Here is a 25997-nt window from a genome sequence, read left to right as displayed (position 1 = left end):
CCTGTCGCAGTGCGGACACAGTGACCGATACCGCCGTGTCCGGCAGCCCCGCGTCGGTCAAGCCGCGTAGAAACCGCTGGTCGGGGCGTCGGGGACGGACAAGGCCCGTAGCCAGGCTTGCGACCGCGCCGCAGCACTCGGCCGGCGTCGGTGATCTCACAGCGTCAGACACGGCGACGTTGCCCCTCTCGCGATCGGCTGGTGCCTTCGATGACCGGACGGTATAACTTCAGGCCGACCTGAAGTAAAGGAGTGTGATGTCCGCACCGGAAATGAAGATCGGCGATGCGGCCGCCCTGCTCGGGGTGGCCACCCATGTCCTCCGGCACTGGGAAGACATCGGACTGCTCAGCCCGCGCCGGCTGCCCTCCGGGCATCGCGTCTACGACGACCAGACCATCGGCCAGGCCCGCCTCATCCAAATCGGCCAGCGAGCCGGGCTGTCACTTGCCGAAATCGGCGAACTTGCCACGGGTGAGCGGGTCGACCGCATCGGCCTGGTCAACGCGAAGCGCACCCGGATCGCCCAACACATCGCGAACCTCGAACTGGCTGACCGCTTCCTGGCCCACCTGGTGCGCTGCGTACACCCGGTCATCTCCGACTGCCCGGAGTGCTCCGCCCTGGTGGAGCGGGGCGCGCGGTCAGCGATGCCCGCAGGCCAGCCCCTGGGCCAATGACACCCACGCCTCACCAGCCGCTATCGCGAGCGTCAACGGAGCATCAGATGCACTTGGCGGCGGATGGACCGATCGAACCGTGGTTGGCGCTGAGATTGATCACGGTCCGGCGGTAGTCGTCAGGAGGGCGCTGACGCGGCGCATTCCGACAGAATGCGGGCGGCGCGTCCCCCTGACACTTCGGAACCAGGGGGACGCGCCGTTCCTACTGAGCCGTCGGCAGGCCGGAACGGATACCGACCGCCGCAGGACTGATGGTCCGGTGCACCCGGCGAGTCCTGCACACGGGCACCAGCGGTCGTACCGGCAGAGTCGCTTTGGCGATCAGCTCGTGCAACTCGCGCTTCGCCTGCGCCTCCAGCTCACGTACCTCCGGAATCTCATCCTCCCTCCAGCGCCTCAGCAGCGCGCAGTACTCCTCACGCAGCACCTTCCGGTAGATCTCATTGACCACAGCGCGGGCTTCGGTAACTGTGCCCGCGCGGGAGGTGGCTCGTCACACAGTTGCCTTCGCAGACCCCAGGGCGTGCAGCCCGTGCATGCTTTGCGGCCCATTGGTGAAGGCGATAAGCATCAGACTCCACAAGGGTGTTGACCTTGTGATCTTCTTCGATCACCCGTGACGTTCAAGATCTTCAGGACGCTGGAGGTAGTGACCCAGACGGGGCATCAACTCCGCCCGTGCGTAGGCGAGTCGCTGGCGCCGACAGGGCGAAATGACTCCCCTCCGCTACGGGGTTGCATGCCGCCCTCTCTCTGCATGGAGGCGCTACGCGGGGGCTTCCTTCGCCGTTGATCACTTTTGCGGTCGACAGGTAAGGTCTGCACCCTCGCCTCCAGGGCGAACATGTGTTCGATTTACAAGGATGGTTGTGAAGAAGCGAACTACCCTCATATGCGCGGCCGTTGCGGCCACCGCAGTCTTTGCCGGACCCTTCCCCCAGCACGGCTCGCCGAGTCGACAGGACACCGTGACGGAGGTCTCGCAGACGCGGGATATCCAGCCGCAGTACGCGACCACCGCGAACACCACCATCAGGCTGAAGGCCAACATCACCCAGGAGCAGATCGACAAGGCACGTGAACGTGTCAAAGCCAGAAAAACCGGCAGTGCTCCCACGGCTCCGAAGCAGACCAGCGAACGCCCGAAGGAACTCGACCACAAGGACGCCAAGGCTCTGACCCTCGGCGAGGCGTACAAGCTGGCAGATCAGCGCAACAAGGAAGCCCAGAAGCATCCATACAAGGACTTCGGGCGCGACGCCGGCAAGGCGACCAGCGGCAGCGGCAGCGCCAGCGACGACAAGATCACCATGAGCCCGGTCGCTTCCTACGACCTCAACGAGAGCACCGTTGGGTATCCGGTCGGGACGGTCCCTCCGGCTGACCTGGAAGTCAAGTGCTTCAGCGGGATCGACGTCTTCGATGTGGTGATCGACAGGTTCTCTTCCTGCTCCCGCGTGCATCTCATCGTCGACTACTACAAGGTCAGCTCGAACCAGCCGCCAGAGCACATGGGCACCACCAAGGCAAAGGTTCAGTTCTTCCAGCAGCAGTACAACACTGCCCGTTCCATGCGCATCTTTGGAGAGGTGCAGAAGGACTCGGTCGTCTATGACTGGGGATGGTGGGACAGCATCTGGACTGCTCCCGGTATCGACCTGACCATCGTCGGGAACTGCATCGACACCACGAGCGGCTGCTCGGCAACCGGCTCCCCCGTCACCATGAGCTGGGAGAACTGGAACAGCAGCAACGCTTGGTACTACTGGAACATCAACAGCGACGAGGCCAAGGGCCTCGGACGGGACAAGCAGTCCCCCCACCGCTCGCACGTCGAGATCTACACCGACACCGGCGACTACCAGACGGTCAACCGCGGTTCGTTCGTCGAACGCCTGATCCGCTGTGACTCGGCGACCTACATCTACCCGGACTGGCCGAAGGGCTGCGTTTTCCTCGAAACCATTCCCCGCTTGATGTACTCGCGTGCGGCGGACTCCCCTCAGAAGGACGTTGCCGATCACATCTACAAGGCTCAGAACACCCCGGACAGTACCTATCCGACGAGTTCGACAGCGAAGAAGATTCCCGGCAAGTACATCGAGGGAAGCTACCTCGCGCCCGGGCTGCACCGTCTGCACGCGAACTTCCACCAGGGGAAGATGGATGCGAACACGGCGCACAAGGATGCCGCTTGCACATCGACCGGCGAATACTCTCTCACCGGTCTTCCGCTCTCCCTTCGCCCGGACACAGCCAATGGAGAAGAATGTGACGAATACCCGTTCCGTGTAAGTCTCGAAGGCGCCGCAAGCCAGGACTGGGACTTCTCCGTCCAGGCGGTCAACGGCACGCAGAACGGTTCCGCCGGTCAAATGCTCATGATCTACATGCGCAACCACCGCATCCTCGCGTGGGATGATCTGATCCCCGCCGACTACAACGACCGGCACTACGTACAGATCGTCGACTTCTGATCGTCGGTCCCGGCTGCGAGAATCACGGCGCCACCTCGATCACCGGGGTGGCGCCCTTGCCGTCAATGGAGCATTCACCATGGACATAGAGACGCTTACCGCATACTTCGGAGGCTGGTCCTACACTTTCACGCCGCTCGATCCCCAAGACGCTCTCCGAGTCATAGGCGCCAGCAGTGTGCGGCAGATCGCTGACCCTCTCACCACTCTCCGCGAAGCAGATGACGAAGGCGTCGAAGACGACGGCATCCTTCTTCTTGCCAGCCGCATCACGCCAGCATGGACACTGGTAGTCGAGACATTCGGCCTGACCGGGTTCATCTGCACAGAACGACGCATCCTCGAAGAGCTGCACCTCCCCGGCCGGCGTGCGGTGACCTTCATGGAAACCGGAGGCGTGCTGAAGATGCTGTGCTTCGATGACAACTGGGAGTGGTGCGGTCTGGACATGCTCACCGGAGAAAGATGGGGAGCCATGGGCGAGCAGCTCGCAGAAGCTCTCAACGAATCGGGTTTCCCCGTGGATGGCCCGTTCGAGGACATCACCCACAAGCCGTTCCCGAACTCCGAACTCGCGCCCCGCGCCATCTACGCGGCAACAGGCCTGGAGCTTCCTGATCTCGATCTGGGAGGAGTCTGGCTATCGGGTGTCAGCCGTGGGGACCATTGAACGTTAGCCTCGCCGTTTCGCTTGGGTACGGCGGCTGTTGCGGAGGAAACGCGAAAGTGCCTTCCTGACCTGGGGCGATGAACCCTGCTGAGGGGTTCTGTCGGTCCAGGCGGAGGGCACTTTCTACGTGCAGGGTATCGGGTTGCGTCCCAAGATCCATGTCAGCGCCGATGGTTCGGGGGTGGTCGGTCATGTCGGGGCACGGCTGCTGGCGGATCTCGCCGATGCCACCGGGTTGACCGCCGCGTACTCCGCCGCGCTCAGGCCGCTTCGGCCGCGCGGGACCGGACATGACTCAGGCCGGATCGCCACCGATCTGGCGGTGATGCTCGCCGACGGCGGTGAGGCCATCGCGGACCTGGCCGTGCTGCGGGACCAGGCAGGGTTGTTCGGCCCGATCGCCTCGACACCGACGGCCTGGCGGTTGCTCGCCGACGTCGACGAGACTGCCCTTGCCTCGCTGGCTTCTGCTCGCGCCCAGGCCCGGGAAGTCGCCTGGCTGCAGACCGCCGAACAGGGTGAGGGCATACCCGCAGTCCGCACCGCGGGGCGCTTACTGCCCGGTCTGGTCTTGGACCTTGATACCACGCTGATCGCCTGCCACTCAGAGAAAGCGCAGGCCGCACCCACCTACAAGGGCGGATTCGGGTTCCACCCGCTGCTGTGCTTCCTCGCCAACACCGGCGAGGCACTGTCTGGCCGGCTGCGGCCCGGGAATGCCGGCGCCAACACCGCGAGCGACCACATCACGGTGCTCGACCAGGCGCTCGGGCAGATCCCCGACGCCCACCGCCATGGCACCGACACCCTCATCCGCACCGACGGCGCCGGATCCGCGAAAGCCTTCCCCGCTCACGTCCGCGACCTGCGCAAACGAGGAATCCGTACCTTCTTCCCGGTCGGATACGCCGTCACCGAGCCGGTCCGACGCACTGTCCGGGCCGTGCCGGACCGTCTCTGGCATCCTGCCCTGGACCAGGACGGGACGGTGCGTGCCGGGGCCGAGGTCGCCGAGCTGACCGGCATGGTCGACCTGGACGGCTATTCCGGTCGGCACCCGCATCATCGTGCGCCGGGAGCGGCCGCACCCCGGAGCCCAGTTGTCCCTGTTCGATCAGGATGAGGGCCTGCGGCATCAGGTGTTCCTCACCGACACCCCTTCCCCCCGGTGGTGGCTCCGCCCAGTTCCTGGAGGTCCGTCACCGCGGCCATGCACGCGTCGAGGACCACATCCGGTGCGGCAAGACCACCGGCTTCGGCCGCTTCCCCTCCCGCGACTTCGACGTCAATGCTGCCTGGCTCGAACTCAGCCTCGCGGCGATCGACCTGCCGGCCCGTTTGCGCGTCCTGCTGCTGGACGGTGAACTCGCGTCTGCCGAGCCGAAGAAGCTCCGCTACCGGCTGCTCCACGTCGCCGCACGCCTCACCCGCGGCGGTCGGCGTCTGCGCTTGCGGATATCGGCGCCCTGTGGCCGCCGCCGTCGGGGATGCGGCCGAGCTTCTTGACGTCGATGTGGACCAGTTCGCCCGGCCGGGCTCGTTCGTAGCGGCGCACGGGTTCGCCCGTGGCCCGGTCGGTGGCCGCCAGCGCGGGCAGGCCGTGACGGTGCAGGATCCTGTGGGCAGTGGAGGCGACGATGCCGGTGCGGGCGGCCAGCCGCACCGGTCCGATGCGGTGCTCGCGCCGCAGCCGCACGACCTGTCGTTCGACCGCGGCCGGCGTCTTGCGCGGGCTGTGGTGCGGACAGCTGGAGCGATCATGCATCCCTGCTGCCCCGTGCCTGCGGTAGCGGTCTGCCCAACGGGCGGCGGTGGTGTGGCTGACCTGGAAACGTTCCGCGGCCCGGCGCAGGGGCCAGCCGTCGTCGACGACACACCGGGCCAGACGCAGCCTGCCGGTCGACGTCAGCGGGGCGTTACGGTGGAACAACGAGGGCCTCCTGGCAGTCGGGTAGATGTCGCAATCCACACCGAAACCAGAGGCCCTCGCCTCGTTCAAGGACCGCTCAGGGCGTGTCGCCTGTCACCAACGTCCCCGAACAGCACACCTAGTACTCCAGTTGCACTTCGCTATCTCTGCTGGTCAGAGGCATGTTCTCGAGTCTATTCGGCTGCCGTGGCGTCAGGTGCCGGAAGTTCGTAACCTCCACCGCGGCGGTCCGTTGTGATTGTCATGCAGGATGTGCGGCCCGACGTCTGGTCGGCGGAACTGGAAGAGGTACTTGTTCGGGTGGGTCACCGGTTCGGGCGGGTGGACCTAAGGCGGCAGATGCGGGCCTATGTGAACGGTCTGCTTGGCCCGGTGGGCCGGAAGAACAGCTGGCAGCTGGCTGAGTACGCAGGCCACCGCACCCCTGCGGGCCTGCAGAATCTGCTGAACCGTGCACGCTGGAGTCATGACGAGGTGCGTGACGACCTGCAGGAGTACGTCGCCGAGAGACTCGGGGAGCCGGGCGGTGTTCTGATCATCGATGACACCGGCTTTCTGAAGAAGGGCACGGTCTCAGCCGGCGTCCAGCGGCAGTACTCGGGGACTGCCGGCCGCACGGAGAACTGCCAGATCGGGGTCTTCGCCGCCTACGCTTCCCGGCGCGGACGGGCGCTGGTGGACCGGGAGTTGTATCTGCCGAAGTCCTGGACGGCGGACCGGGACCGCTGCGAGGCGGCGAAGATACCCGACGACCTCGAGTTCGCGACCAAGGGCGACCTCGCCAAAGCTATGATCCAGCGAGCCCTGGCCTCGCCACTGCCCATCGCCTGGGTGACTGCAGACTCGGCCTATGGCCAGGAATGGCGGCTGCGGCGGATGCTGGAGGAAGCCGGCGTCGGCTACGTCCTGGCCGTCCCGAAGTCCCAGCCCGTCCCCGCGCTGGGCCGGATCGATTTCGTCATCGCCCAAGCGCCGGATGAAGCCTGGGAACGCCATTCCTGCGGTGACGGAGCGAAGGGGCCTCGCGTCTACGACTGGGCCGCGGCGAAACTGCCGGCCATCCACGACTTCGACGGCGATCAGCCCACGCACGACCGGTGGGTCCTGGCCCGCCGCAGCCTCGCCCGCCCGGAAGAGGTCGCCTACTACCTCGCCTACGCACCCGCCGGCACAGAGGTTCCCGAGCTGGCCCGGATAGCCGGCAGCCGGTGGGCGATCGAGGAGTGCTTCCAGAGCGCGAAGAACGAATGCGGCCTGGACCAGTACGAGGTCCGACGCTATCCGGGCTGGTACCGGCACATCACCCTCGCCATGCTGGCCCACGCCTTCCTCGCGGCCATGTCCGCCACCGCAACGACGGCAAGGGGGGTCGCAGAAACGGTTCCGGTGCCCTTGCACCCCTCACCGTGGCAGAAGTCCGGCGGCTCCTGGCAGTTCACCGTCCCCCACCGACACACCGGCGGAAAACCGATCACGCGCTGAGCTGGTCCTGGTGGCGGCGCCGCCACCAGGCAACCGCACGACGCTGCCACTACCGTCGCCGTCACGATGGAGGTTACGAACTTCCGGCACCTGACGCCACGGCAGCCGAATAGACTCGAGAACATGCCTCTGACCAGCAGAGATAGCGAAGTGCAACTGGAGTACTAGTACTGCAACGGTGGTTGCCGTGACTGCTGGCCAGCTCAGTCGTTGGTGTGGTTATGGGTGGGGACCTTGCTGATGTCAGGTTGTGGGCGGGTGAACTGGGCGCTGTGCATGGGCGGTTCGTGCACCGGTTCAACCGGTCGGAGCCGAGGGAGTCGGCGCTGGCCTATATGCGGGGGCTGATCGCTCCGCTGCAGCGGAAGAACGGCTGGACCTTGGCGGAGGAGGCCGGGCACGCAGTCCCGGACCGTATGCACCGGATGCTGAACCGGATCGAGTGGGATGCCGATGAGGTCCTCGATGATGTGCGTCAGTATGTGGTCGACAACCTGGGTGACCGGGACGCCGTCCTGATCGTGGACGACACCGGATTCCTGAAGAAGGGGGTGCGGTCGGCGGGGGTGCAGCGGCAGTATTCCGGCACGGCCGGGCGGACGGAGAACTGCCAGATCGGCGTCTTCCTCGCCTATGCGGCTCCTGGTGGCCGCACGTTGATCGACCGCCGTCTGTATCTGCCTACGTCCTGGACGGACGACCGGGAACGGTGCCGCCGGGCCGGCATCGACGACGAGGTCGCCTTCGAGACGAAGGTGGCCATGGCCAAGGTGATGGTCCGCCGCGCGATCGCCGACAAGGTGCCCTTTCGGTGGGTGACTGCGGACGCCGCCTACGGCTTCTCCAAAGGCTGGCGCTACGAGCTCGAGCAGGCGGACGTCTTCCACGTCATGGCCACCACCCGCCACGACACCGTCGTCACCCGATGGGCACTCGATCACCCCGTCCACGACCTCTTTCCCGGCCTGCCCCGGCAGAAGTGGAAACGCCGGTCCTGCGGCGACGGCGTCCACGGCCGGCGAATCTATGACTGGGCGCGGGTCGAGGTGAGGCCGTGGCACCGGCCTGACCGCGCCACTGGGTCCTCGCCCGCCGCAGCGTCAGCCGCCCGGACGAGATCTCCTACTACATCGCCTGCTGTCCGGCCGACACGACCCTGGACGAGCTGATCCACGTCGCGGGCAGCCGCTGGGCCGTGGAGGAATGCTTCCAGAGCGCGAAGCAGGAATGCGGCCTGGACGACTACCAGGTCCGCCGCTATCCCGGCTGGCACCGCCACATGACCCTGGCCATGGCCGCCCACGCCTGCCTGACCGTCCTGCGAGCCCGCCAGCTGGATGCGGAGAAAGCAGAAACGGATCCTCCCAGCTCATCCACCTCAGCCTCGCCGAGATCCGACGCCTGATCGCCCGCCTCACCGACCGCCGGCCCGCACCCATCGACCACATCCTGCACTGGTCGACATGGCGACGCAGACGGCAACGTCAGGCCCGCGTCAGTCACTACAAACGGCGCGGACACAGTCCCTGAAACTGGTCAGCAATCAGCGCAAGCACCGTTGCAGTACTAGCCCTGGAGACACGAACTCGCCACGGCATTCCATCGCCTCGCCGCACTGCCGCGTCCCGCCGGCTGACCGGCAGCCCCCTGCCCGCCCACAACCCGAAAGACCTCGGAGCCCAGCCACCACGCTGGGACTCCGCCATACCTGAGCAGCGAAAACACTCACCCAACCCGACAGCTGACGATCAGCGACGTCTCATCACCCCAACCGAAACAGCGAGGCCAGGGATCTCCCACACCGTCGACGCCTTCTCCAGGCGCTCGGTGGGCACGCCGTCGTACGCGACGCCGTCGACCGGTCTCAGGTACTGCGTGAGCTGCGCGACGAGGGCCTGTTGGAGACCGGTTACCGTGGCGATCTCTCCGACGCCGCCGTGATGCACCGCCCGAGCCGAGCCCATCGCCCACGGGACACATGGCCGGACACCCATCCGGACAAGTCTCTGACCAGGCCGGACAGAAGCAGGCTGTCCGGGACACCCCGATGCTGTTGCCCGGGCACCATCCATGCCAGCAAGCTCGGCGCTGTCCAGGCCGGCCGCTCACATGACCTGATTCAGGCCGAGGCTGACTGCTGCGATGTGCAGTCTCACGTCAGTCTCAAGGCCATCACCGTGTACGGCGCGGGACCGGCGTAGCCACCGTGTGGAAGGAGAACCATGCGCATTCGGCATACCTTCGCAACCGCTGCCGCTGGCGCAGCGCTGGCACTTGGCGCCCTGACAGCGCCGGCCCAGGGCGCCGTCACCGACGCCGCGGCCGACTGGTCGTGCAGCTCCATCGCGGGCCAGTACATGAACTTCGAGCCGGACACCCCCATGCACGCCAAGCCCCTGGGCAGCTCCCAGGTCTACGCCTACTTCTCCAGCCCGCAGTGGATCAACGGCTCATGCATCAACAAGTACGGCAACCAGTGGTGGCGTGCGTACTACTCCGGCGGATACGGCTACATCTACGACGGCTACCGGACCGGCTGACCGGCCGCCACACCAGGTTTGCGTACTGGCGCCGGGCCAACCAGCCCCGGTGGCCTGACGTTTACGCGAACGCTCTCGTAGGGGTCCGGACAAGAGCACAAGCACCGTCACGCCGTGCAGGCGTCGACAAGCACTGTGCATGAACGGACACGAATCCGGCCACGCGGGCGACACATCCTGATGGGTGGCGCGCGCTCAGTACGTATTCCGGCCAAGGGCCGGATGCTCAGTCAGCACGAGGGAGAGGACTGCACACATGGAGTATCCGTTGGACAGACCCGGCCGGAGACGGTGGCACCGGGCTGTGACCGCCCTGCTCGCCGCGGCTGCCCTCGGCATGCCGGTGTCGCTGCCCGCACAGGCATCCGCCGCTGATCCGCAGGGAGCCTATGCCTCCGTTCACGACGCTCAGGCCCAGCGCCTCGTCTCAGTGGTGCCTGAGTCGGCGGTCGATCCGATGGCGGACGACCCGTACTCGTTCGGCGAGTGCCGCGACAAGGCCAAGCTTCCCGGGAAGTTCGGCGTGGGCTATGCGTTCCGTAACCGCTTCGAGTCGTGCATGGTATGGCGCGCCAGCATGGACGTGAGCGAGAAGCCGGGCTTACCCGCCTACGGCGGCGCCACGTTCCGGCTGACGCTGCTGGGCCACGGCCAGCACACAGGGGGCCGTGAGACCCGTTTCGAGTGGGAACTGGACGAAGTCGACCCTTGGGGGGACTGGGACAACGCCAAGAAGGCCGTTTTCACCCTGTTCCTGGAATGCGAATCCTTCGGTGGGGCCAAGTGCAGCAGTAACGCTGGTGTGTACGCCTATCCACTGGCTGACTGGAAGCTCTACCGTCATGGAGGGGTGTTCACGCTGGATGCGTCCGGCTCACCGAAGAGCACGGTGACGGAGACCGGCAAGAAGAACCCTCACCACGACGACGACGTGGTGAGTTACCACCAGTCGGTGGCGCGGATCCAGGGCAACACGTGGGCATCCGGAAGCCATAGGCTCGGGTTCCGCTGCGACCAGGCCAAGTACATCAGCAGAGGGCCGGGCGGCTGCATCTTCCACCAGGTCGATCCGATATTCCACATGGCACCGGTGTCCAACGACGCGGGGGAGGACAGGGAAAAGGGATATCCGGAGATCCGGAAGCACATCGAAACTGCCGTTGACCGTACTCAGTTGACCTACCCACGCCTGTACGGCAAGAAGATCCCAGGCAAGGTGGGCACCACACAGCCCCTGCACCGGTTCTACGGCAAACGAACCAAGGAGACCCGTAGTATCTCCAACGGTTCACGAACTGACGTGAACAGGGAATGCAGGCGCTACGAGGCGTGGCGCTACAGCAGGAAGAAGCGGCTGAACCTGGAGTGCGACGAGTATCCGTTCGCCCAGACCAGGGAGAATGCTCGGCTGGTTAACACGAACAAAGCAACATATCCCAGGCCCTGGTCGTTCTCGGCTCGCCTGGCCGACGGCGACCAGAACGGCAACCACGGAAGGACGCTCGGAGCCTGGATGACCACCGACCATATCCTCGAAGACGACGCCTTCTGGATCAAACTGCACGACCAGCCCCTGAGGACGACGTCCTCCTTCACGCCTGGGACTCGCAGCGCACCCAGGGCAGCGAAGGACCTGTGCACCCACAAGGAACTGGGAGGCGCCTACCAGTGCGAGTTCGACATGGAGTCGTACCGGTTCCCCAACGGTACCGAGCAGGTGTGGGTGATCGGCCCTGAGGGCGATGTCCTGACCCGCTGGTCCGGGCGGGACGGCTCATGGTCTCCCTGGAAGTCGATGAGCGGTGTCGCCACCTCTGGGGTGGAAGTCACCGACGAGAGGGGCCGTCAGGTGCGCATTTCGGTGATGGGTACGGACGGAAACCGTTGGCACAACGACCGGTCGGCCAACGGAACCTGGTCCGGCTGGCACCGCTGACCGGCCAGAGCCTCGCGCCGAGCGGGCGGCACAGCCTCCGCCGCCCGCTCTCACGGCGGCCCGAGCGTAGCGGCGCGCGGCCAGGCCTTCCTGGAGCTCTTTGCCGATTTCTTCGCACAGCGGGGCGAGGACGCGGGCGGCATCGGTGTCGGCGAGATAGCCGGGGGCGACTTGAAGCATCAGCTCACCGATGGCGTGCTCGGCTGAGGCGAGGTCGTCGACCAGGCGGCGCAGGTCGGCGACGGCCTGGTCCGCCGGCGGTTTGGCGGGCGGCGGGGGCGGTGCGGTACGGACGTCGTGCACGGCCTGCTGGACGATGCTCAGGCTCTGCGACGCTGCGGCCAGGGGTATCCGACGCTGCGACCTGTGACCGGCCGACCTGCCTGGCCGTCTACCTCGAACCTGACGGCCTTCCAGCCTTTCGAGGCCCCTAGCCTGCGCGTTTCATACCCGCAGCCCGCGCGGGCGGACGCGACCTGCCCGGCCTGGTCCTGGACCTCGACGCCAGCCTAGTCACCTGCCACTCCGAGAAAGAGCAGGCAGGGGCGACCTACAAGCGCGGCTTCGACTACCACCCGCTGCTGTGCTTCCTGGACAACACCGGCGAAGCCCTGGCCGGACTCCTCAGGCCCGGCAACGCCGGCGCCAACACCGCCGCCGACCACATCACCGTCCTCGACCAGGCACTTGCCCAGATCCCCGACGCCCACCGCCACGGCACACCCATCCTCATCCGCGCCGACAGCGCCGGAGGAACGAAAGCGTTCCTGCACTACGTGCGGGCCCTGCACGCATGCGGAATCCTCACCCACTTCTCCGTCGGATACGCCGTCACCGAGCCGGTCCGCCAGGCGATCCGAGCCCTGCCCGAGCAGGTCTGGCATCCCGCACTCGAACAGGACGGCACCCTGCGCCAGGGCGCGGAAGTCGCCGAGCTGACCGGCATGACCGACCTGACCGGCTACCCGGACGGGACCCGGATCATCGTCCGGCGTGAACCCCCGCACCCCGGTGCCCAGCTGTCGCTGTTCGACCTGGACGAAGGCATGCGCCACCAGGTCTTCCTCACCGACACCCCCTACGGCGAGGGCTCCTTGCAGCACCTGGAGGTCCGCCATCGCGCACACGCCCGCGTCGAGGACCGCATCCGCAGCGGCAAGACCACCGGCCTGGCCCTCACGCCACTTCCAGATCAACGCCGCCTGGCTGGAGCTGGCCCTGACCGGCGCCGACCTGCTCGCCTGGACGCAAACACTCCTGCTGGAAGGCGAGTTGGCCACCGCCAAGCCAAGGAAGCTCCGCTACCGGCTGCTGCACGCCGCCGCCCGCATCACCCGGGGCGGCCGCCGCCTCCACTTACGCATCTCCGCAACCTGGCCCTGGCGAAACGAGCTGACCAGCGCATTCGTACGCCTCACGGCCCTACCCCGGCCAGCCACCTGAAGCATGACAGCGCCCCTGCCCACCCACGACCCGAGGAACCCTGGAGCACCCGACCCGAGCGTCGGGCCACAGCCCTGCCCGCACGGAGACAAGCAACCGAACCCACCACTGCACCCCGCTCAGACCCGCTCAGTCACTCGAAGCGAAACAGGGAGGTTAGCTATGGTTCCACTTCTGGTGGTTCGGGAAAGGGCGGCGCAGGCCCAGGAGCGGACGCCCTGCGGGCTTCCTGCTCGACCCTCATGACCGCCGGGGAGCTGACCTTGGGGGCGGTACTGGCGCGCCTGGAGGAGCGGGAGCGGGAGATCACCACGCAGGTCGAGGAGGCGAGGGACCAGATCGCGCAGCTGACCGCGCAGCCGGAGACTGTGTCACCAGCCGGTGGACCTGTTCGCGCGACAGCTTGATTCCGCGGTCAGCAAGCATGGGCACCAGGTCCGAGGTCTGGAACATCCCGTGCTCGGCCATCAGCTGCCGCAGCGTCGCCCGGATCTTGCCTGACCTCGCGTCCGCCGCATCGAACAGGGCCTGTATCTCGCCGTAGGCCAGCGGACGTCGACTCGGGTTGGCCTCGAACTCCACCCTGCGCGCAACCGAGTTGCCCTCATGGAACGCCTCGCGGGGCACCTCGCCGAACCGCTCCATGCACGCGGGCACCCAGCCGTAGCGGGGATCGAGCCCTCCTCCGGAGTCCACTGCCACGGATACAACCCGCTGAACTCCTCCAGGCGCCGCACCAGCCGCAGTCTCGGATTGATCGTCTCCGCTTCAACCGACTGTCGGAAGTTGCAGCAAATGCAACTCATCCTCATCGCTGACCACCGTCACCGGCTTGATCCCCTTGTTGCCGAAGTACGCGTCGTCGCTCGCCGCGATCACGAACCGCAGCCGGTGCCCGGTCTGGTACCGGTGCACGATGCCGGGCAGGGTGACGGTGAAGCTCCTGGTCACGTCCGGTACCCGGACGGGTGCGACCAGGCGGCGCACGAGGGTGCGGGTGCCGTCGGGGGCGACGTCGTAGATCTTGGCGAAGAGGACGAGCTTGTCGGCCGCGTCGGAGGAGTTCTGTGTGCGCTCGGCCTTCGGGGAGTGCACCCTGAGCGTGGCCCGGGGCGCGCCCACGACGTCCAGGGGGCGTTCCAGCGGTGTGCTGGTCCAGTCGAGGTAGGTGCCCTTGGTGTCGCGCGGTGCCGTGTCCGGCACTCCGATGAGCCCGGCCAGGGAGCTCTCCGAATGGCTCGTGGGGATCGCCCAGTTGGTGTAGCTCCGGCTGCCGTGGGCCACTTTGCGGCGGTTGTCGACGAGTTTGCCGTCGCCGGAGAGGTACAGCGTGCGGTTGAGGGCGGGGAGGCGGTCGGCGGTGGCGTAGGCGTGGTCCGGGTCGGTCACCCAGTCGCGGTGGTAGGCGAAGGCCGGGCCCGTGTCGACGTGCGTCTGCTTGCGCAGGTGGCGCTCGAACCAGGCGAGGACGCGCCGGCCGACGTAGCTGGTCTCCAGGTTGCCCTTGGACAGGTCGAGTTCACCGGTGGCCGGGCCGTTGAGCCCGCCGCTGTGGCCCCAGGACTGCCAGATCATCTTCACGGGGGTGCCCTGGGCCCGGAGCGTCCGGTACGTCGCCGTGGCCTCGTTGAGGTTGAAGAGGGTGTCGGCCTGCCCCTGGACCAGCAGGGTGGGCGTCTTGACGCGGTGCAGGTAGGACGCCGGGGAGACGCGGTGGGCGAAGGCGAGCAGCTCGGCGGTCCGGTCGGCGGGGTAGCTGCCGGAGTTGAGGGTGCGGATGGTCCGGCAGGCCTGGGTGACGAAGTGCAGGCAGGTCAGGGAGTTGATGCGGGAGGGGTCGAGGCTGGCCTGGAGCAGCGGCTGACCTTCGCCGATGAGGTAGAAGCCGTTGGTCCACTGCCACTTGAAGACGCCGGGGACGCCGGTGCTGCCGACGGCGTTGTTGGGGTCCAGCGAGTAGGCCAGGTCGTGCCAGGTGATCATGGGGGCGAGCGCGTCGAGGCGGTGGTCGACGGCGGCCGTGGCGAGCTGGACGGCGCCGCCGTAGGAGCCGCCGATCATGCCGACGCGTGGGTCGCCGGGGGCGTCGAGGGTGACGAAGTCGGCGGTGGTGCCGTCGTCGGCGGCACGTTTACCGCCCAGGAAGTCGACGAGCTGCGCGGCGGCGGCGCCGTCGATGTCCGGGTCGTCGAGGGAGATGAGGCAGCCGCTGCGGCCGAAGCCGAGCCCGGAGTAGACGAGGGAGACGTAGCCGCGCTGGGCGAAGGCCTTGCCGATGGTGTCCGTCGAGCCGTCCGACTTGCTGCCGCCGAAGCCGTTCGTGCCGAGCACGGCGGGCGCCGGGTGTTCGCGGTCCACGCCCGCGGGACGGTACAGGTCGGCGTCGATCGTGCAGGAGCGGCCGCCGGTCTGGACGGTGAACTTCAGCGGGGTGACGGTGTAGGGGTCGGCCGCGGCGGCGGGTGGGGTGAGGGCGAGAGGGGCGGCCAGGGCGGCGCCCAGAGCGAGAGCGAGGGGTGCGCGGGATCTGGGCACGCGTCGGGACACACGGACCTCCACGGTGAGGGCGACGACAACCTGGCAACCCGGATACCGACCAGTAGGTACTGGCCGGTAGTCATGGTGTGACACGTGTCACGGGGCGTCAACCACCGCAACGAGGGTTTCTTGACGGGATTTCAGTAGCGGCGTGCTCAGCTCAGGGCCGGCGCGTCGAACGTCAACCTGCCCGTGGAGGTGTCCAGTTCGGCCGCGATCCCGAGGGGCATCGTCAGCGCGCCCTCGCCGTGCCCGAACCCGAACTCCTCCACGACCGGTACGCCGAGGCCGCCGAGCCGGTCGGCGAGCACCGCGCGCAGTTCCTCGTACGGGCCGCATGCCGCCCAGGACCCGAGCAGGATCCCGGCGACGCCGTCCAGCCAGCCGGTGCGCAGGAGTTGGGTCAGATACCGGTCGATGCGGTACGGGCTCTCGCCCACGTCCTCGATCAGCAGGAGCCCGCCCCGGGCGCCGGCGAGGGCGTGCGGGGTGCCGAGGTCGCTCGCGAGCAGGCTGAGGCAGCCGCCCAGCGTGACGCCCCGGGCCCGTCCGGGCACCAGCGCGGTGCCGCCCGGGGGTACGGCGGTGACGGTCCGCACGGACTCGGGTTCGAAGAGGGTCGCCCGCAGATGCTCCTGCGCCCGGGAGTTCTTGAGGAAGTCGACACCGGCCGCCGCCGGGCCGTACAGGGTGACCAGTCCCAGGCGGGTGGCGAACGCCTGGTGCAGGACGGTGATGTCGCTGAACCCGGCGAACACCTTCGGGCCCGCCGCCCGCATCGCCTCCCAGTCGAGCAGGTCCACCATGCGCTGCGCCCCGTAGCCGCCCCGGGCACACAGCACCGCGGCGACGGCCGGGTCGCACCAGACGTTCTGGAGGTCGGCGGCCCGCTGGGCGTCCGTACCGGCCAGGTAGTCGAACTCCCGGTGGCGGCCGAGCACATGGGGCGCCACCACGGGGTCGAGGTCCCAGCCGCGCAGGACGTCGAGCCCGGCCTCGAGCCGCTCCTCGGGCACGGGCCCGCTGGGCGCGACGACGGCCACGCGGGCGCCGGGGGCGAGTCGGGGCGGTCGCAGGAGCTGTCTCACTTGGTGAGCTCCAGGGGCGGGATGTCTGGTGGGTTCAGTCCGAACACCTGGGTGTACAGGGAGAGTTCGGCCTCCAAGGCGCGCACCATGGTCTCGGCCCGCCGGAACCCGTGCCCCTCTCCCTCGAAGGCGAGGTAGGCGTGCGGCACCGGCCGGTCCCCGAGACGGGCCAGGAACCGCTCGCACTGGACGGGCGGGCAGATCACGTCGTCCAGGCCCTGGAGCAGCAGGAACGGCACGTCCAGGCGGTCTGCGTGGGTGGCGGGCGAGCGCTCCGTGTAGCGCGCGGGCACGTCGGCGAGCGGCCCGATCAGGCTCTCCAGGTACCGCGACTCGAAGTCGTGGGTCTCCCCCGTCCCCCAGCCGGTGAGGTCAAGGATGGGGTACTTGATCGTCCCGCAGGCGTAGACGTCGGTCGTGGTGAGCGAGGCCGCGGCGGTCCAGCCGCCCGCGCTGCCGCCCCGGACGGCGAGCCGGTCGCGGTCGGCGGTGCCCTCGTCGGCGAGGGCCAGGGCGACGGCGGCGCAGTCCTCGACGTCGACCACGCCCCACTGCTCGCGCAGCCGTTCGCGGTACGCGCGGCCGTATCCGGTGGAGCCGCCGTAGTTGACCTCGGCGACGCCGATGCCGCGCGAGGTGAAGTAGGCGATCTCCAGGTCGAGCACGAGCGGCGCGCGGGAGGTGGGCCCGCCGTGCGCCCAGACGACGTACGGCGGCAGTTCGTCGCCGGGCGCGACGCAGCCGGGGTGGTGCGGCGGGTAGATGTGGGCGTGGATGTCGCGGCCGTCGGGGCCGGTGAAGGTGCGGATCTGCGGCTCGGGGTAGTACGCGGGGTCCACGGCGTCGTCGTACTCGGCGCCGATGACGCGGGCGTGGCCGATGGGGGTGCCCCCGCGCGAGTTTGTTCGCGCGTGGGGGAGGGCGTCGAGCTCGACGACCTCGTAGGCGCTGCGCGGGCTGGCCCCGACGGCGACGACCCGGTCGCCGTGTACCGCGAGGGTGGCGGCGAACTCGGTCCAGGGCCCGGCCGCGTCGACGACCTCACCGGTCTCGGGGTCCAGGATCCCGAGGGCGGTGGCGCCCCGGCCGTGCACGACGGCGATCAGGCCGCTGTTCAGCGGCGCGAACCAGCGCATGCCCAGTTTCCACAGCGCCCCGCCGAACTCCTCCTCGCGCGGACATAGGGGCTCCCCGTCGAGGTAGAGGTTCCACCAGCCGCTGCGGTCGCTCGCGTGCAGCAGGCCCCCGTCGTGGGTCCAGTCGGCCTGGGCGATGGACTCGCCGGGCCCGCCGGCGACGGTCCGGGCGTCGTGCAGGGTGCCGTCGGGGCCGACGTCGGCGAGGAGCAGTTCGGTGCCGTCCCACGGCATGCGGGGATGGTCCCAGGCGAGCCAGGCCGCCCGCCGCCCGTCGGGCGACAGCTTCGGCCCGGTGACGAACCGGTGCCGGTCGTCGGTGAGTTCCCGTACGGCGTCCCGGTCCCGGGCGGCGGAGCCGTCCAGCGGTACGGCGGCCAGGACACGGCGCACATCGGTGGGCCCGGCGCCGGTGAACTCCTCCAGCACGCACCACACCTCACCCCGCTCGGGCCGCAGTTGCGGCTCGGCCCAGCGCAGGCCCGCGTCCACGTCGGACACGGGCGTGAGCGGACGCGGCTCGCCGCCCGGCTCGTACCGGTACAGCCGCTGGTCGGCGAAGTTCACGAACACCACCAGCGGGCGGCCGTCCTCCTGGGCGAGGGCGGCCCACGGGTGTCCGCCGTACTCGATGACCCGGCTGCGCACGTTCCACGGCGCGGGCAGCAACGACTCCTCCCGGCCGTCGGCGCGCCGCCGCACCAGCGTGCGCCGCCCGCCTCGGCGGGCCGCGGTTCGGTCCACCACACCTCGTCGCCGACGAACCCGACGTACTCCGGGTGCCCGTCGTGCGCGGCGGCCAGGGCCGCGTCGATGGGCGAGGGCCACGCCCCGTACGCCGGCGTCCGCACCGTCTCCCCCACTCGCTAGGCCGTCCGCAGGAACCGGTCGAGCACGCGGACGCCGAAGTGCAGCGCCTCGACGGGGACCCGCTCGTCGACGCCGTGGAACATGGCCCAGTAGTCGTAGCCCTCCGGCAGCTTCAGCGGTGTGAAGCCGTAGCCGGTGATGCCGAGGCGGGAGAACTGCTTGGCGTCCGTGCCGCCGGGCATGCAGAACGGCACCACGTGCCCCTCCGGGGCGAACTCCTCGACGGCGGCCCGCATCCGGGCGAACGTCGCCGAGTCCACCGGCGCCTGGAGGGCCACCTCGTGGTGGTGGAACTCCCACTCCACGTCCGGCCCGGTGAGCCGGTCGAGGGTGTCGCGGAACTCTTCCTCCCCGCCGGGCAGATACCGGCCGTCCACGTGCGCCACGGCCTCACCGGGAATCACATTGATCTTGTAACCGGCGTCCAGCATGGTCGGGTTGGCGCTGTTGCGGAGGGTCGACTCGACGAGCGCGGCGGCCGGGCCGAGCTTGTCGAGCAGCCGGTCCATGTCGGTCAGGTCGGGCTCGATGCCGTAGAGCGCGGCGAGTTCGGTGAGCGCGGCGCGCACGGTCGGGGTCAGCCGCAGCGGCCACTCGTGCTCGCCGATCCGGGTGATCGCGGCCGCGAGCCGGGTGACCGCGTTGGCCTTGTTCATCTTGGAGCCGTGCCCGGCCCGGCCGCGCGCGGTGAGCTTCAGCCAGGCGGTGCCCCGCTCACCGGCCGAGAGGGGGTAGATCTGCCGCCCGGCGCCGTCGTGGAAGGTGAAGGCCCCCGCCTCGCTGACGCCCTCGGTGCACCCCTCGAACAGCGCGGCGTGTTCGTCGGCGAGGAACCCGGAGCCGTCCTCGGCGCTGGCCTCCTCGTCCGCGGTGAACGCGATGACGATGTCCCGCCGGGGCCGGACGCCCTGGCGTGCCCAGGCGCGGAGCACGGCGAGGATCATCGCGTCCATGTTCTTCATGTCGACGGCGCCGCGCCCCCACACGACCCCGTCGCGGATCTCCCCGGAGAACGGGTGCACGCTCCAGTCGGCGGCCGCGGCGGGTACGACGTCGAGGTGGCCGTGGAGCAGCAGCGCGTCGGCCGACGGGTCGGTGCCCTCGACGCGGGCGACGACGTTGGTGCGGCCCTTGGTGCGCTCCAGGAGCGTCGGCTCGATGCCTGCCTCGGCGAGCCGTGCGGCTGCGTACTCGGCGGCGGGCCGCTCCTGACAGTCGCCGCCGCCCCGATTGGTGGTGTCGATCCGGATCAGGTCGGACGTGAACGTCACGACCTCGTCCAGCGCCTGCTCGTCCGCCTGCTCAGCCATACTGTTCCTCCACCGCGGCCGAGACGATCGTGGTGACCGCCTTGAAGGCGCGGATGCCCTCGTACATGGTCTCGCTCGTGTAAGCCACCTTCCGCGCCCCGATCCGCTCCACACCCGGCACGACGGTGGCGGCCATGGCCAGGTGCTCGGCGTCGAACTCCACGGCGACGGTGAACGGGCCGCCACGCACGGGTTCGTGACGCACCGCCAGCGAAGCCGCCTCCTTGGCCGCCGCCCGGATGTCGGCCGCGGTCCTGGCGGGCGTGCGGCACACGGCCGCGTACCGCGAGACGTGATCCTTCACGGCGACCTTCAGCGCCTCGGGCGCGTATCCGAGCGCGTCCTCGCAGGCGACGTCGTCCCCGGTGACCAGCACGACCGGCACGCCGAACTCGGCGACGACATGGGCGTTGAGCAGTCCCTCGCTCGCCGGTACGTCGTTCAGCCACACGCCCGTGATCTGGTTCGCGAGGTAGGTGTGCGCGAGGACGCCCTCCATGCCGGCGCCCGCGTGGTAGCCGACGAACGCGATGCCGTCCACGTCGCCGTGCTGCACGCCCTCCACCATGGACAGCGCCTTGTGCCGCCCGGTGAGCAGCTGGGCGCGTTCGTCCAGTTGCTCCAGCAGCAGATTGCGCATCGTCCAGTGCGCCTCGTTGACGATCACCTCGTCGGCGCCACCGTCGTGGAAACCGAGCACGGCGGCGTTGACGTCCGAGGTGAAGAGCGAGCGGCAGCGCTCCCACTGCGAGGCACCCGGCAGCACGTCGTCGGGCCAGGTGACGCCGGTGGCGCCCTCCATGTCGGCGCTGATGAGGATTCTCATGACGAGCCGTACCCCCGGGTGGAGATCTTCATGGTTCGTCACGTTACGCGCTGCGGGCGGAACCGGCTACGACATGTCACCACCGTATCGGCAGGTCGGTGATGAACGAGGTGAGCCGGTCGGCGAGCAGACGGTTGTCGCGGGCCGAGTAGTGCCAGTGGCAGCCCGTGTGGTCCAGGCCCGTGTCGTCGAGGCGCCAGTAGCGGACCCGGTGGTCGCCGGCGGCGATGCGTTCCTCGACGACCTGCTCGACGTGTCCGGCGAACGGCCCGGCTCCGACGGCCACCACGGTGGTCCCGGCTCCGTAGCGCGTCCGCAGCTTCTGGAGGAAACCGCTGTAGGCGCTGCGGTAGGCGGCGGCGAGGCTCTCGTCCGTCCACGGCTCGCCCGGGTTGACGGGCGTCGAGAAGTCGTTGGTGCCGAGGTGGACCACGACGAGTTGCGGCCGCCAGGTGCCGGGGTTCTGCCAGACGTCGCCGGGCACGTTCAGCAGCGCACGGTCGTAGAAGGTGCGGTAGTTCACCTCCGGCGTCCCGCCGTTGTAGTTGCGCACCATGCCCAGGCCCGAATACGCGTTGATCTGGTAGTCGGCGCGCAGCCGCCGGGCGGTGAGGGCGCCGTAGCTCACGTCGGCGTTGGTGGTGCGCTTGAGCTGCTCGCCGGTGCAGTCGCGGGAGGTCGAGAGGTTGCCGTAGCCGGCCGTGAGGGAGTCGCCGACGAACTCGATCTGGCGGCTGCGCGCGGCCGGCCTGCCGAGGACGGTGCCGCCCGGCGCGGCGACGAAGCCGCCGAAGGAGCTGGTGCTCCAGGGGGTGTCGTTTCGCTTGACGAGCCGGACGGTGTGCACGCCGTTGCGGAGACCATTGATCCAGTGGGTGGTCCTGCCCGGTGTGACGAGGGTCGCGACGGTGGCTCCGTCGACCTGGACGTCGTAGTCGGCGGCCGGGTCGTCGAGCACGACGCCCACGCCGGTGCCGCGGAACCGGCCCTCGAAGTACACGCCGGGCCAGCTGTACTGGAGCACGTCGCCGGCGTCCTTGACCCGCCCGGCCGTGTGCACGCTCGCCCGCACTCCGTCCTTGTCCGGCGCGGCGGCGGTGGCGACCGCGGACGGGCCGGCCAGCACCAGCGCCGCCGTCGACGCGACCAGGATCCGTAACCAGGGCATCGGCATGACTGTCCTCCGGGGGACGAGGCAAGTGCACGGGACCGGGGCAGCATGACGGTACACCGACAAAAACCTGCCCACCAGGCCGCGTCCGCGCTCAGCTCCGCAGCCGGTCGAAGCGGAAGGGCACGAGGGCCTCGGGTCGCCGCCCGGTGACGACGTACTCGGCGAGCCGGTGCCCGGTGACCGGGCCCAGGGTGACCCCGAGCATGCCGTGGCCGGTCGCCGCGAAGGCGTTGTCGTGCCCCGGGACGCGGTCGATCAACGGAAGCCCGTCGGGGAGGAATGGCCGCCCGCCCACCCAGGGGTCCCGGATCAGGCCGACCAGGTCGTCCGGGTCGTCGAACCAGCGGCCCAGATAGTGCCGGCTCGCGAGGGCGACCGCGACGACACGGCGCCAGTCGAGACGGTTGTTGTTGCCGCTGAGCTCCATCGTGCCGCCGATCCGCGTGGTGCCGCCGATCGGCGAGGCGACCGCCCGGCGCTCGCCGAAGTACAGCGTGTGCCGGGGCGCCGGATCCAGGTCCACGGAGAAGCTGTAGCCCTTGCCGGCCTGGAGGGGCAGATGGCGGCCGAGCAGCCCGAGCAGATCCGGCGAGCGCATGCCGGCGGCGACGACGACCGCCGCGCAGGGCAGTTCGCTGTCGGCGGTGCGCAGGGCGGTGACCCGGCCGCCCGCCGTCCGGAACCCGGTGACCTCGGCGTTCTCGTGGATCTTCACACCCGAGGCGGCCAGCGCCTCGCCCAGGGCACGCGCGAACGCCTCCGGGTCGACCACCCCCTCCCCCGCCACGAGGTAGGCCGCGCGCACGGCCGGTGACAGCGCCTCGTCCAGCAGGTGCGCCTCGGCGCCCGTGACGATGTCGTCGGGCACGGGGTAGTGCCCGTCCGCCATCTCCCGCTGGACCGCGAGGTGGTGGCGGGCCTCGGCCGGAGACAGGAAGGCGTGCACCATCCCGGGCCGGGTCAGCGTCGTGTCCACCCCGGCCTCGCGCATTCCGTCGAACAGGCCGAAGGTCTCGCGGTTCAGCTCGGCGATCGCCGCGTAGCCGCGCCGGAAGACGGCCGGTGTGCTGCTGCGCCAGAACCGCCACAGCCACCGTACGAACGCCGGGTCCGGAAGCGGCCGCAGATAGAGCGGGGAGTCGGGGCGGCCCAGCGAGCGCAGGGCGTAGCGCACCACGCCCGGGGCCGGTACCGGCGTCGAGTGGCTGAGGCAGACCCAGCCGGCGTTGCCCCGGGACGCCCCGGACCCGAGCCGGCGCCGCTCGACCACCTCCACCTGCAGCCCCGCGGCGGCCAGGTAGTAGGCCGTGCACAGCCCGACCACGCCGCCGCCCACCACGACGACGGGGCCCGGCACGGCGCTCATGACGCGTTCCCGCACGACGCGAGGAACTCCCTGGTGCGGGCCTCGGCGGGGGTGTCCAGGACGTCCTCGGGCCGGCCCTCCTCGACGATCCGGCCGCCGTCGACGAACACGACGTGGTCGGACACCTCACGGGCGAAGGGCAGTTCGTGGGTGACGAGCAGCATCGTCATCCCGTCGGCGGCCAGTTCGCGCATCACGCTCAGCACCTCCCGGGTCGCCTCGGGGTCCAGGGAGGAGGTGGGCTCGTCGAAGAGCAGCACCTCGGGCCTGAGGGCGAGGGCCCGCGCGATGGCGACGCGCTGCTGTTCGCCGCCGGAGAGCTGCTCGGGCCGGGCGAGGGCACGGTGGGCCACCCCGACCCGCCGCAGCAGCGCCACGGCCCGCTCCAGGGCCTGCTGTTCGGGCACCCCTGCCTTGCGCTGCGCGAGCACCACGTTCTCCACGGCGGTCAGGTGCGGGAACAGATGGAACCGCTGGAAGACCATGCCGACCGTGCGGCGCAGCCGGGGCAGGTCGCTGCAGGCCATGCGGCCGCCCTGGTGGACGACCTCCCCGGCTACCTCCACGGTGCCTCGGTCCGGGCTTTCCAGCAGGTTGACGCAGCGCATCAGGGTCGTCTTGCCGCCCCCGCTCTGCCCGATGACGCTGACGATGCTGCCCCGGCCGACCTCCAGGTTCACCCGGTCGAGCACGAGCCGGCCGTCGAAGGACTTGCACAGCCCCTCGATCCGTATGACGGCCTGGGAGGAGGACCGGGCGGCGGGCGTCGCAGCGGCCACTGACTCGGTCATGCGGAAACCTCCTTCACGGGAACGGCGGCGGCCGGCTCGGCGGCCAGCAGGGCGCGGGCCGTCCGCAGGCGCCGCCGTCGCCACGGCGACAGGGGCACTCCCGACCGGACCTTCCGCTCCAGGAGCAGCAGCAGCTGGGACAGCGGGTAGCAGAGGGCGAAGTAGATCGCCGCGATGACCAGGTACACCTCCAGGGCCCGGAAGGTGGCCGAGGTGATGAGCCGGCCCTCGGACATCAGCTCGGCGGCGGAGACGGTGACCAGCAGCGAGGTGGACTTGAGCAGGTCGACGAGCATGGTGTTGGTGCCGGGCAGGGCCAAGCGGAGGGCCTGCGGCAGCACGATGTGGCCGAAGATGCCGGTCCTGCCGAGTCCGAGCGCCTCACCGGCCTCGGTCTGCCCGGCGTGCACGCCGCTGATCGCGGCGCGGAAGATCTCGGAGAGGTAGGCGGCGTAGAAGACGACGAGGCTGAGGCAGCCGGCCGTGAAGACGTCCAGCCGGATCCCGGCGGAGGCCAGGCCGAAGTAGGTCAGGAAGATGATGGCGAGCAGCGGGACGTTCTTGAACACCTCGGTGTAGACGGCGGCGAGGGCGCGCGCCGGCCAGGCCCTGCTGAGCCGGAGCAGCGCCACGGCCAGGCCGAGCAGCACCGCACCCGTGAAGCTCACGGCCGTGTAGGACACGGTGCGCCCGAGCGCGTCGATGAGATCGGGCCGGTAGTCGGACCAGGGCACCTCGAAGAGACCGGACATGGCGCCTGCTTTCACTGGGCGATGGACGGGGGCGTCCAGTCCTGGGGCCGGTCCACACCGCGGCGGGCCGTGGCGACGTCGGCGGCGGGCACGAGGAACTGCCTCGGGTCGCCGCCGTACTTGCGGACGAGCTTCTCCAGCTCACCGTTCTCGTACATGGCGTCGATCTGCGCGGAGATCGCCTGCTCCAGCTTGGTGGCCTTCTTCGGCAGGTAGAAGCCGGTCTGGTACGGCTGGAAGTACGCGTAGGCGGGCTTGGCCTTGACCTGTTCGGCGGTCGGCGGCGTCAGGTACTGGGTGTCGATCTTCAGCTCCGGGCGCTGCTTCTGCGCGGCGATGATGATCAGCGGATCGAGGAAGCCGACGTCGACCCGGCCGGCGCCCAGGTCGTCGAAGACGCCGTTGGCGTCGGGGTAGGCGTGCAGCTTGCCGCCCGGCACGGCCTGGATGGACTTGACCCAGACGTAGCCCTCGACGGTGCCCAGGTTCAGGCCTTCCAGGTCACCGACCGCCTTGTACGTCTTGCCGCTGCGGACGGCCATCGCCGGGGGCGAGTAGTAGGGCGGATCGGTGAACAGCCCCTGTTTCTGCCGGTCGGCGGACCAGGCGACGCCGCCGATGGTGATGTCGACCCGGCGGGACTGCACCCCGGCGAGCATGCCCGCGAAGTCCGTCACCTCCGGCTCGATCTTCAGGCCCAGCTTCTCGGCGGCGTAGGCGAGGATGTCGCCGTCGAGTCCCACGATTCTGCCGCCCTGGACGCTGGTGTAGGGCGCGTAGGGCTGGACGGCCACCTTGATGACGCCGGGCGTGAGCGTGCCCAGCGCGGCGGTCTCGGCGGACACGTTCTTCGGGGCGTCGTCCCCTCCCGAGCCGCAGGCGGCGGCCGTGGACATCAGGAGCATCGCGGACAAAGCGAGAGCGAGCGAGCGCACGCGGATCATCGGCTCGGGCCTTCCGTCTCGGTGCTGAAGGATCCCGCCGA

At 69.2% G+C, this 25997-nt stretch carries 16 protein-coding genes and 6 pseudogenes; 9 read left to right on the top strand and 13 right to left on the bottom strand.

The features are described 5' to 3' along the window. The first annotated feature begins 257 nt into the window (after positions 1-257). Positions 258-680 carry a MerR family transcriptional regulator gene (locus PV963_RS37365; RefSeq protein ID WP_274820880.1) on the top strand — a complete coding sequence of 141 codons (423 nt, stop codon included), beginning with the start codon at positions 258-260 and terminating at the stop codon, positions 678-680. A gap of 205 nt (positions 681-885) precedes the next feature. Here the strand turns inward: PV963_RS37365 and PV963_RS37360 are convergent, their stop codons facing one another. Then, positions 886-1134 (bottom strand): hypothetical protein, encoded by a 249-nt coding sequence (locus tag PV963_RS37360; RefSeq protein WP_274820879.1) that lies wholly within the window; start codon positions 1132-1134, stop codon positions 886-888. A gap of 418 nt (positions 1135-1552) precedes the next feature. On the opposite strand from PV963_RS37360, the gene PV963_RS37355 reads away from it, so the two are divergent. The 3 genes and pseudogenes from PV963_RS37355 to PV963_RS37345 all read left to right on the top strand — a co-directional run. Continuing rightward, the gene (locus PV963_RS37355; protein WP_274820878.1) at positions 1553-3160 is read left to right on the top strand and encodes a NucA/NucB deoxyribonuclease domain-containing protein; all 1608 of its coding nucleotides are present in this window, start codon (positions 1553-1555) and stop codon (positions 3158-3160) included. Positions 3161-3239: 79 nt separating this feature from the next. After that, positions 3240-3830: a DUF6461 domain-containing protein gene (locus PV963_RS37350; protein ID WP_274820877.1), complete on the top strand. Its 591-nt coding sequence runs from the start codon at positions 3240-3242 to the stop codon at positions 3828-3830. A 97-nt stretch (positions 3831-3927) separates the two neighbouring features. Continuing rightward, positions 3928-5294: pseudogene (locus tag PV963_RS37345) on the top strand (IS1380 family transposase); the annotation flags it as partial. 1 nt (position 5295) lies between these two features. Here PV963_RS37345 and PV963_RS37340 read toward each other — a convergent pair. Continuing rightward, a pseudogene (locus tag PV963_RS37340) lies at positions 5296-5760 on the bottom strand (leucine zipper domain-containing protein); the annotation flags it as partial. A 243-nt stretch (positions 5761-6003) separates the two neighbouring features. Between PV963_RS37340 and PV963_RS37335 the strand changes: the two are divergent. The 5 genes and pseudogenes from PV963_RS37335 to PV963_RS37315 form a co-directional block, all read left to right on the top strand. After that, complete coding sequence (locus PV963_RS37335; RefSeq protein ID WP_425540905.1) at positions 6004-7242, top strand: IS701 family transposase; 1239 nt, start codon at positions 6004-6006, stop codon at positions 7240-7242. Positions 7243-7463: 221 nt separating this feature from the next. After that, positions 7464-8647: pseudogene (locus PV963_RS37330) on the top strand (IS701 family transposase). A gap of 817 nt (positions 8648-9464) precedes the next feature. After that, on the top strand, positions 9465-9782 hold the full coding sequence (locus tag PV963_RS37325; RefSeq protein WP_274820876.1) for a hypothetical protein: 318 nt from the start codon (positions 9465-9467) through the stop codon (positions 9780-9782). Positions 9783-10086: 304 nt separating this feature from the next. Continuing rightward, a complete protein-coding gene (locus PV963_RS37320) occupies positions 10087-11718 on the top strand; it encodes a NucA/NucB deoxyribonuclease domain-containing protein (protein ID WP_274820875.1) in 1632 nt (543 codons plus the stop codon). A 446-nt stretch (positions 11719-12164) separates the two neighbouring features. Next, positions 12165-13161 (top strand): annotated as a pseudogene (locus PV963_RS37315) (IS1380 family transposase); the annotation flags it as partial. 348 nt (positions 13162-13509) lie between these two features. Here the strand turns inward: PV963_RS37315 and PV963_RS37310 are convergent. The 11 genes and pseudogenes from PV963_RS37310 to PV963_RS37260 all read right to left on the bottom strand — a co-directional run. Continuing rightward, positions 13510-13629 (bottom strand): annotated as a pseudogene (locus PV963_RS37310) (helix-turn-helix domain-containing protein); the annotation flags it as partial. Positions 13630-13929: 300 nt separating this feature from the next. Then, positions 13930-15708 carry a CocE/NonD family hydrolase gene (locus PV963_RS37305; protein WP_274820874.1) on the bottom strand — a complete coding sequence of 593 codons (1779 nt, stop codon included), beginning with the start codon at positions 15706-15708 and terminating at the stop codon, positions 13930-13932. Positions 15709-15854: 146 nt separating this feature from the next. Then, complete coding sequence (locus tag PV963_RS37300; RefSeq protein WP_274820873.1) at positions 15855-16787, bottom strand: S66 peptidase family protein; 933 nt, start codon at positions 16785-16787, stop codon at positions 15855-15857. Continuing rightward, positions 16784-18786, bottom strand: a pseudogene (locus tag PV963_RS37295) (S9 family peptidase). Before PV963_RS37295 ends, PV963_RS37300 begins: the two are co-directional and overlap by 4 nt. Positions 18787-18789: 3 nt before the next feature. Next, positions 18790-20103 carry a M20/M25/M40 family metallo-hydrolase gene (locus PV963_RS37290; protein ID WP_274820872.1) on the bottom strand — a complete coding sequence of 438 codons (1314 nt, stop codon included), beginning with the start codon at positions 20101-20103 and terminating at the stop codon, positions 18790-18792. Further along, positions 20096-20929 carry a M55 family metallopeptidase gene (locus PV963_RS37285; protein WP_274820871.1) on the bottom strand — a complete coding sequence of 278 codons (834 nt, stop codon included), beginning with the start codon at positions 20927-20929 and terminating at the stop codon, positions 20096-20098. Before PV963_RS37285 ends, PV963_RS37290 begins: the two co-directional genes overlap by 8 nt. 76 nt (positions 20930-21005) lie before the next feature. Beyond that, a complete protein-coding gene (locus PV963_RS37280; RefSeq protein ID WP_274820870.1) occupies positions 21006-22097 on the bottom strand; it encodes an SGNH/GDSL hydrolase family protein in 1092 nt (363 codons plus the stop codon). Between the two features lie 97 nt (positions 22098-22194). Further along, on the bottom strand, positions 22195-23484 hold the full coding sequence (locus PV963_RS37275) for an NAD(P)/FAD-dependent oxidoreductase (RefSeq protein ID WP_274820869.1): 1290 nt from the start codon (positions 23482-23484) through the stop codon (positions 22195-22197). After that, positions 23466-24260, bottom strand: a complete 795-nt coding sequence (locus tag PV963_RS37270; protein WP_274820868.1) for an amino acid ABC transporter ATP-binding protein — start codon at positions 24258-24260, stop codon at positions 23466-23468. Before PV963_RS37270 ends, PV963_RS37275 begins: the two co-directional genes overlap by 19 nt. Further along, positions 24257-25012 (bottom strand): amino acid ABC transporter permease, encoded by a 756-nt coding sequence (locus PV963_RS37265; RefSeq protein ID WP_274820867.1) that lies wholly within the window; start codon positions 25010-25012, stop codon positions 24257-24259. The genes PV963_RS37270 and PV963_RS37265 overlap by 4 nt, the downstream gene beginning before the upstream one ends. Before the next feature lie 11 nt (positions 25013-25023). Beyond that, positions 25024-25956: a substrate-binding periplasmic protein gene (locus PV963_RS37260; protein WP_274820866.1), complete on the bottom strand. Its 933-nt coding sequence runs from the start codon at positions 25954-25956 to the stop codon at positions 25024-25026. Between the last annotated feature and the right edge of the window lie 41 nt (positions 25957-25997).

Origin of the sequence: Streptomyces coeruleorubidus (genome assembly GCF_028885415.1) — a bacterium.
GTDB lineage: Bacteria > Actinomycetota > Actinomycetes > Streptomycetales > Streptomycetaceae > Streptomyces > Streptomyces coeruleorubidus_A.
This window is presented reverse-complemented; position numbering and strand designations above follow the sequence as displayed.

Bases quoted from the DNA above. Each gene is read 5' to 3' on its own strand.
- PV963_RS37365 (WP_274820880.1), top strand. From the start codon at position 258: ATGTCCGCACCGGAAATGAAGATCGGCGATGCGGCCGCCCTGCTCGGG.
- PV963_RS37350 (WP_274820877.1), top strand. From the start codon at position 3,240: ATGGACATAGAGACGCTTACCGCATACTTCGGAGGCTGGTCCTACACT.
- PV963_RS37335 (WP_425540905.1), top strand. From the start codon at position 6,004: ATGCAGGATGTGCGGCCCGACGTCTGGTCGGCGGAACTGGAAGAGGTA.
- PV963_RS37325 (WP_274820876.1), top strand. From the start codon at position 9,465: ATGCGCATTCGGCATACCTTCGCAACCGCTGCCGCTGGCGCAGCGCTG.
- PV963_RS37290 (WP_274820872.1), bottom strand. From the start codon at position 20,103: ATGGCTGAGCAGGCGGACGAGCAGGCGCTGGACGAGGTCGTGACGTTC.
- PV963_RS37285 (WP_274820871.1), bottom strand. From the start codon at position 20,929: ATGAGAATCCTCATCAGCGCCGACATGGAGGGCGCCACCGGCGTCACC.
- PV963_RS37280 (WP_274820870.1), bottom strand. From the start codon at position 22,097: ATGCCCTGGTTACGGATCCTGGTCGCGTCGACGGCGGCGCTGGTGCTG.
- PV963_RS37270 (WP_274820868.1), bottom strand. From the start codon at position 24,260: ATGACCGAGTCAGTGGCCGCTGCGACGCCCGCCGCCCGGTCCTCCTCC.
- PV963_RS37265 (WP_274820867.1), bottom strand. From the start codon at position 25,012: ATGTCCGGTCTCTTCGAGGTGCCCTGGTCCGACTACCGGCCCGATCTC.
- PV963_RS37260 (WP_274820866.1), bottom strand. From the start codon at position 25,956: ATGATCCGCGTGCGCTCGCTCGCTCTCGCTTTGTCCGCGATGCTCCTG.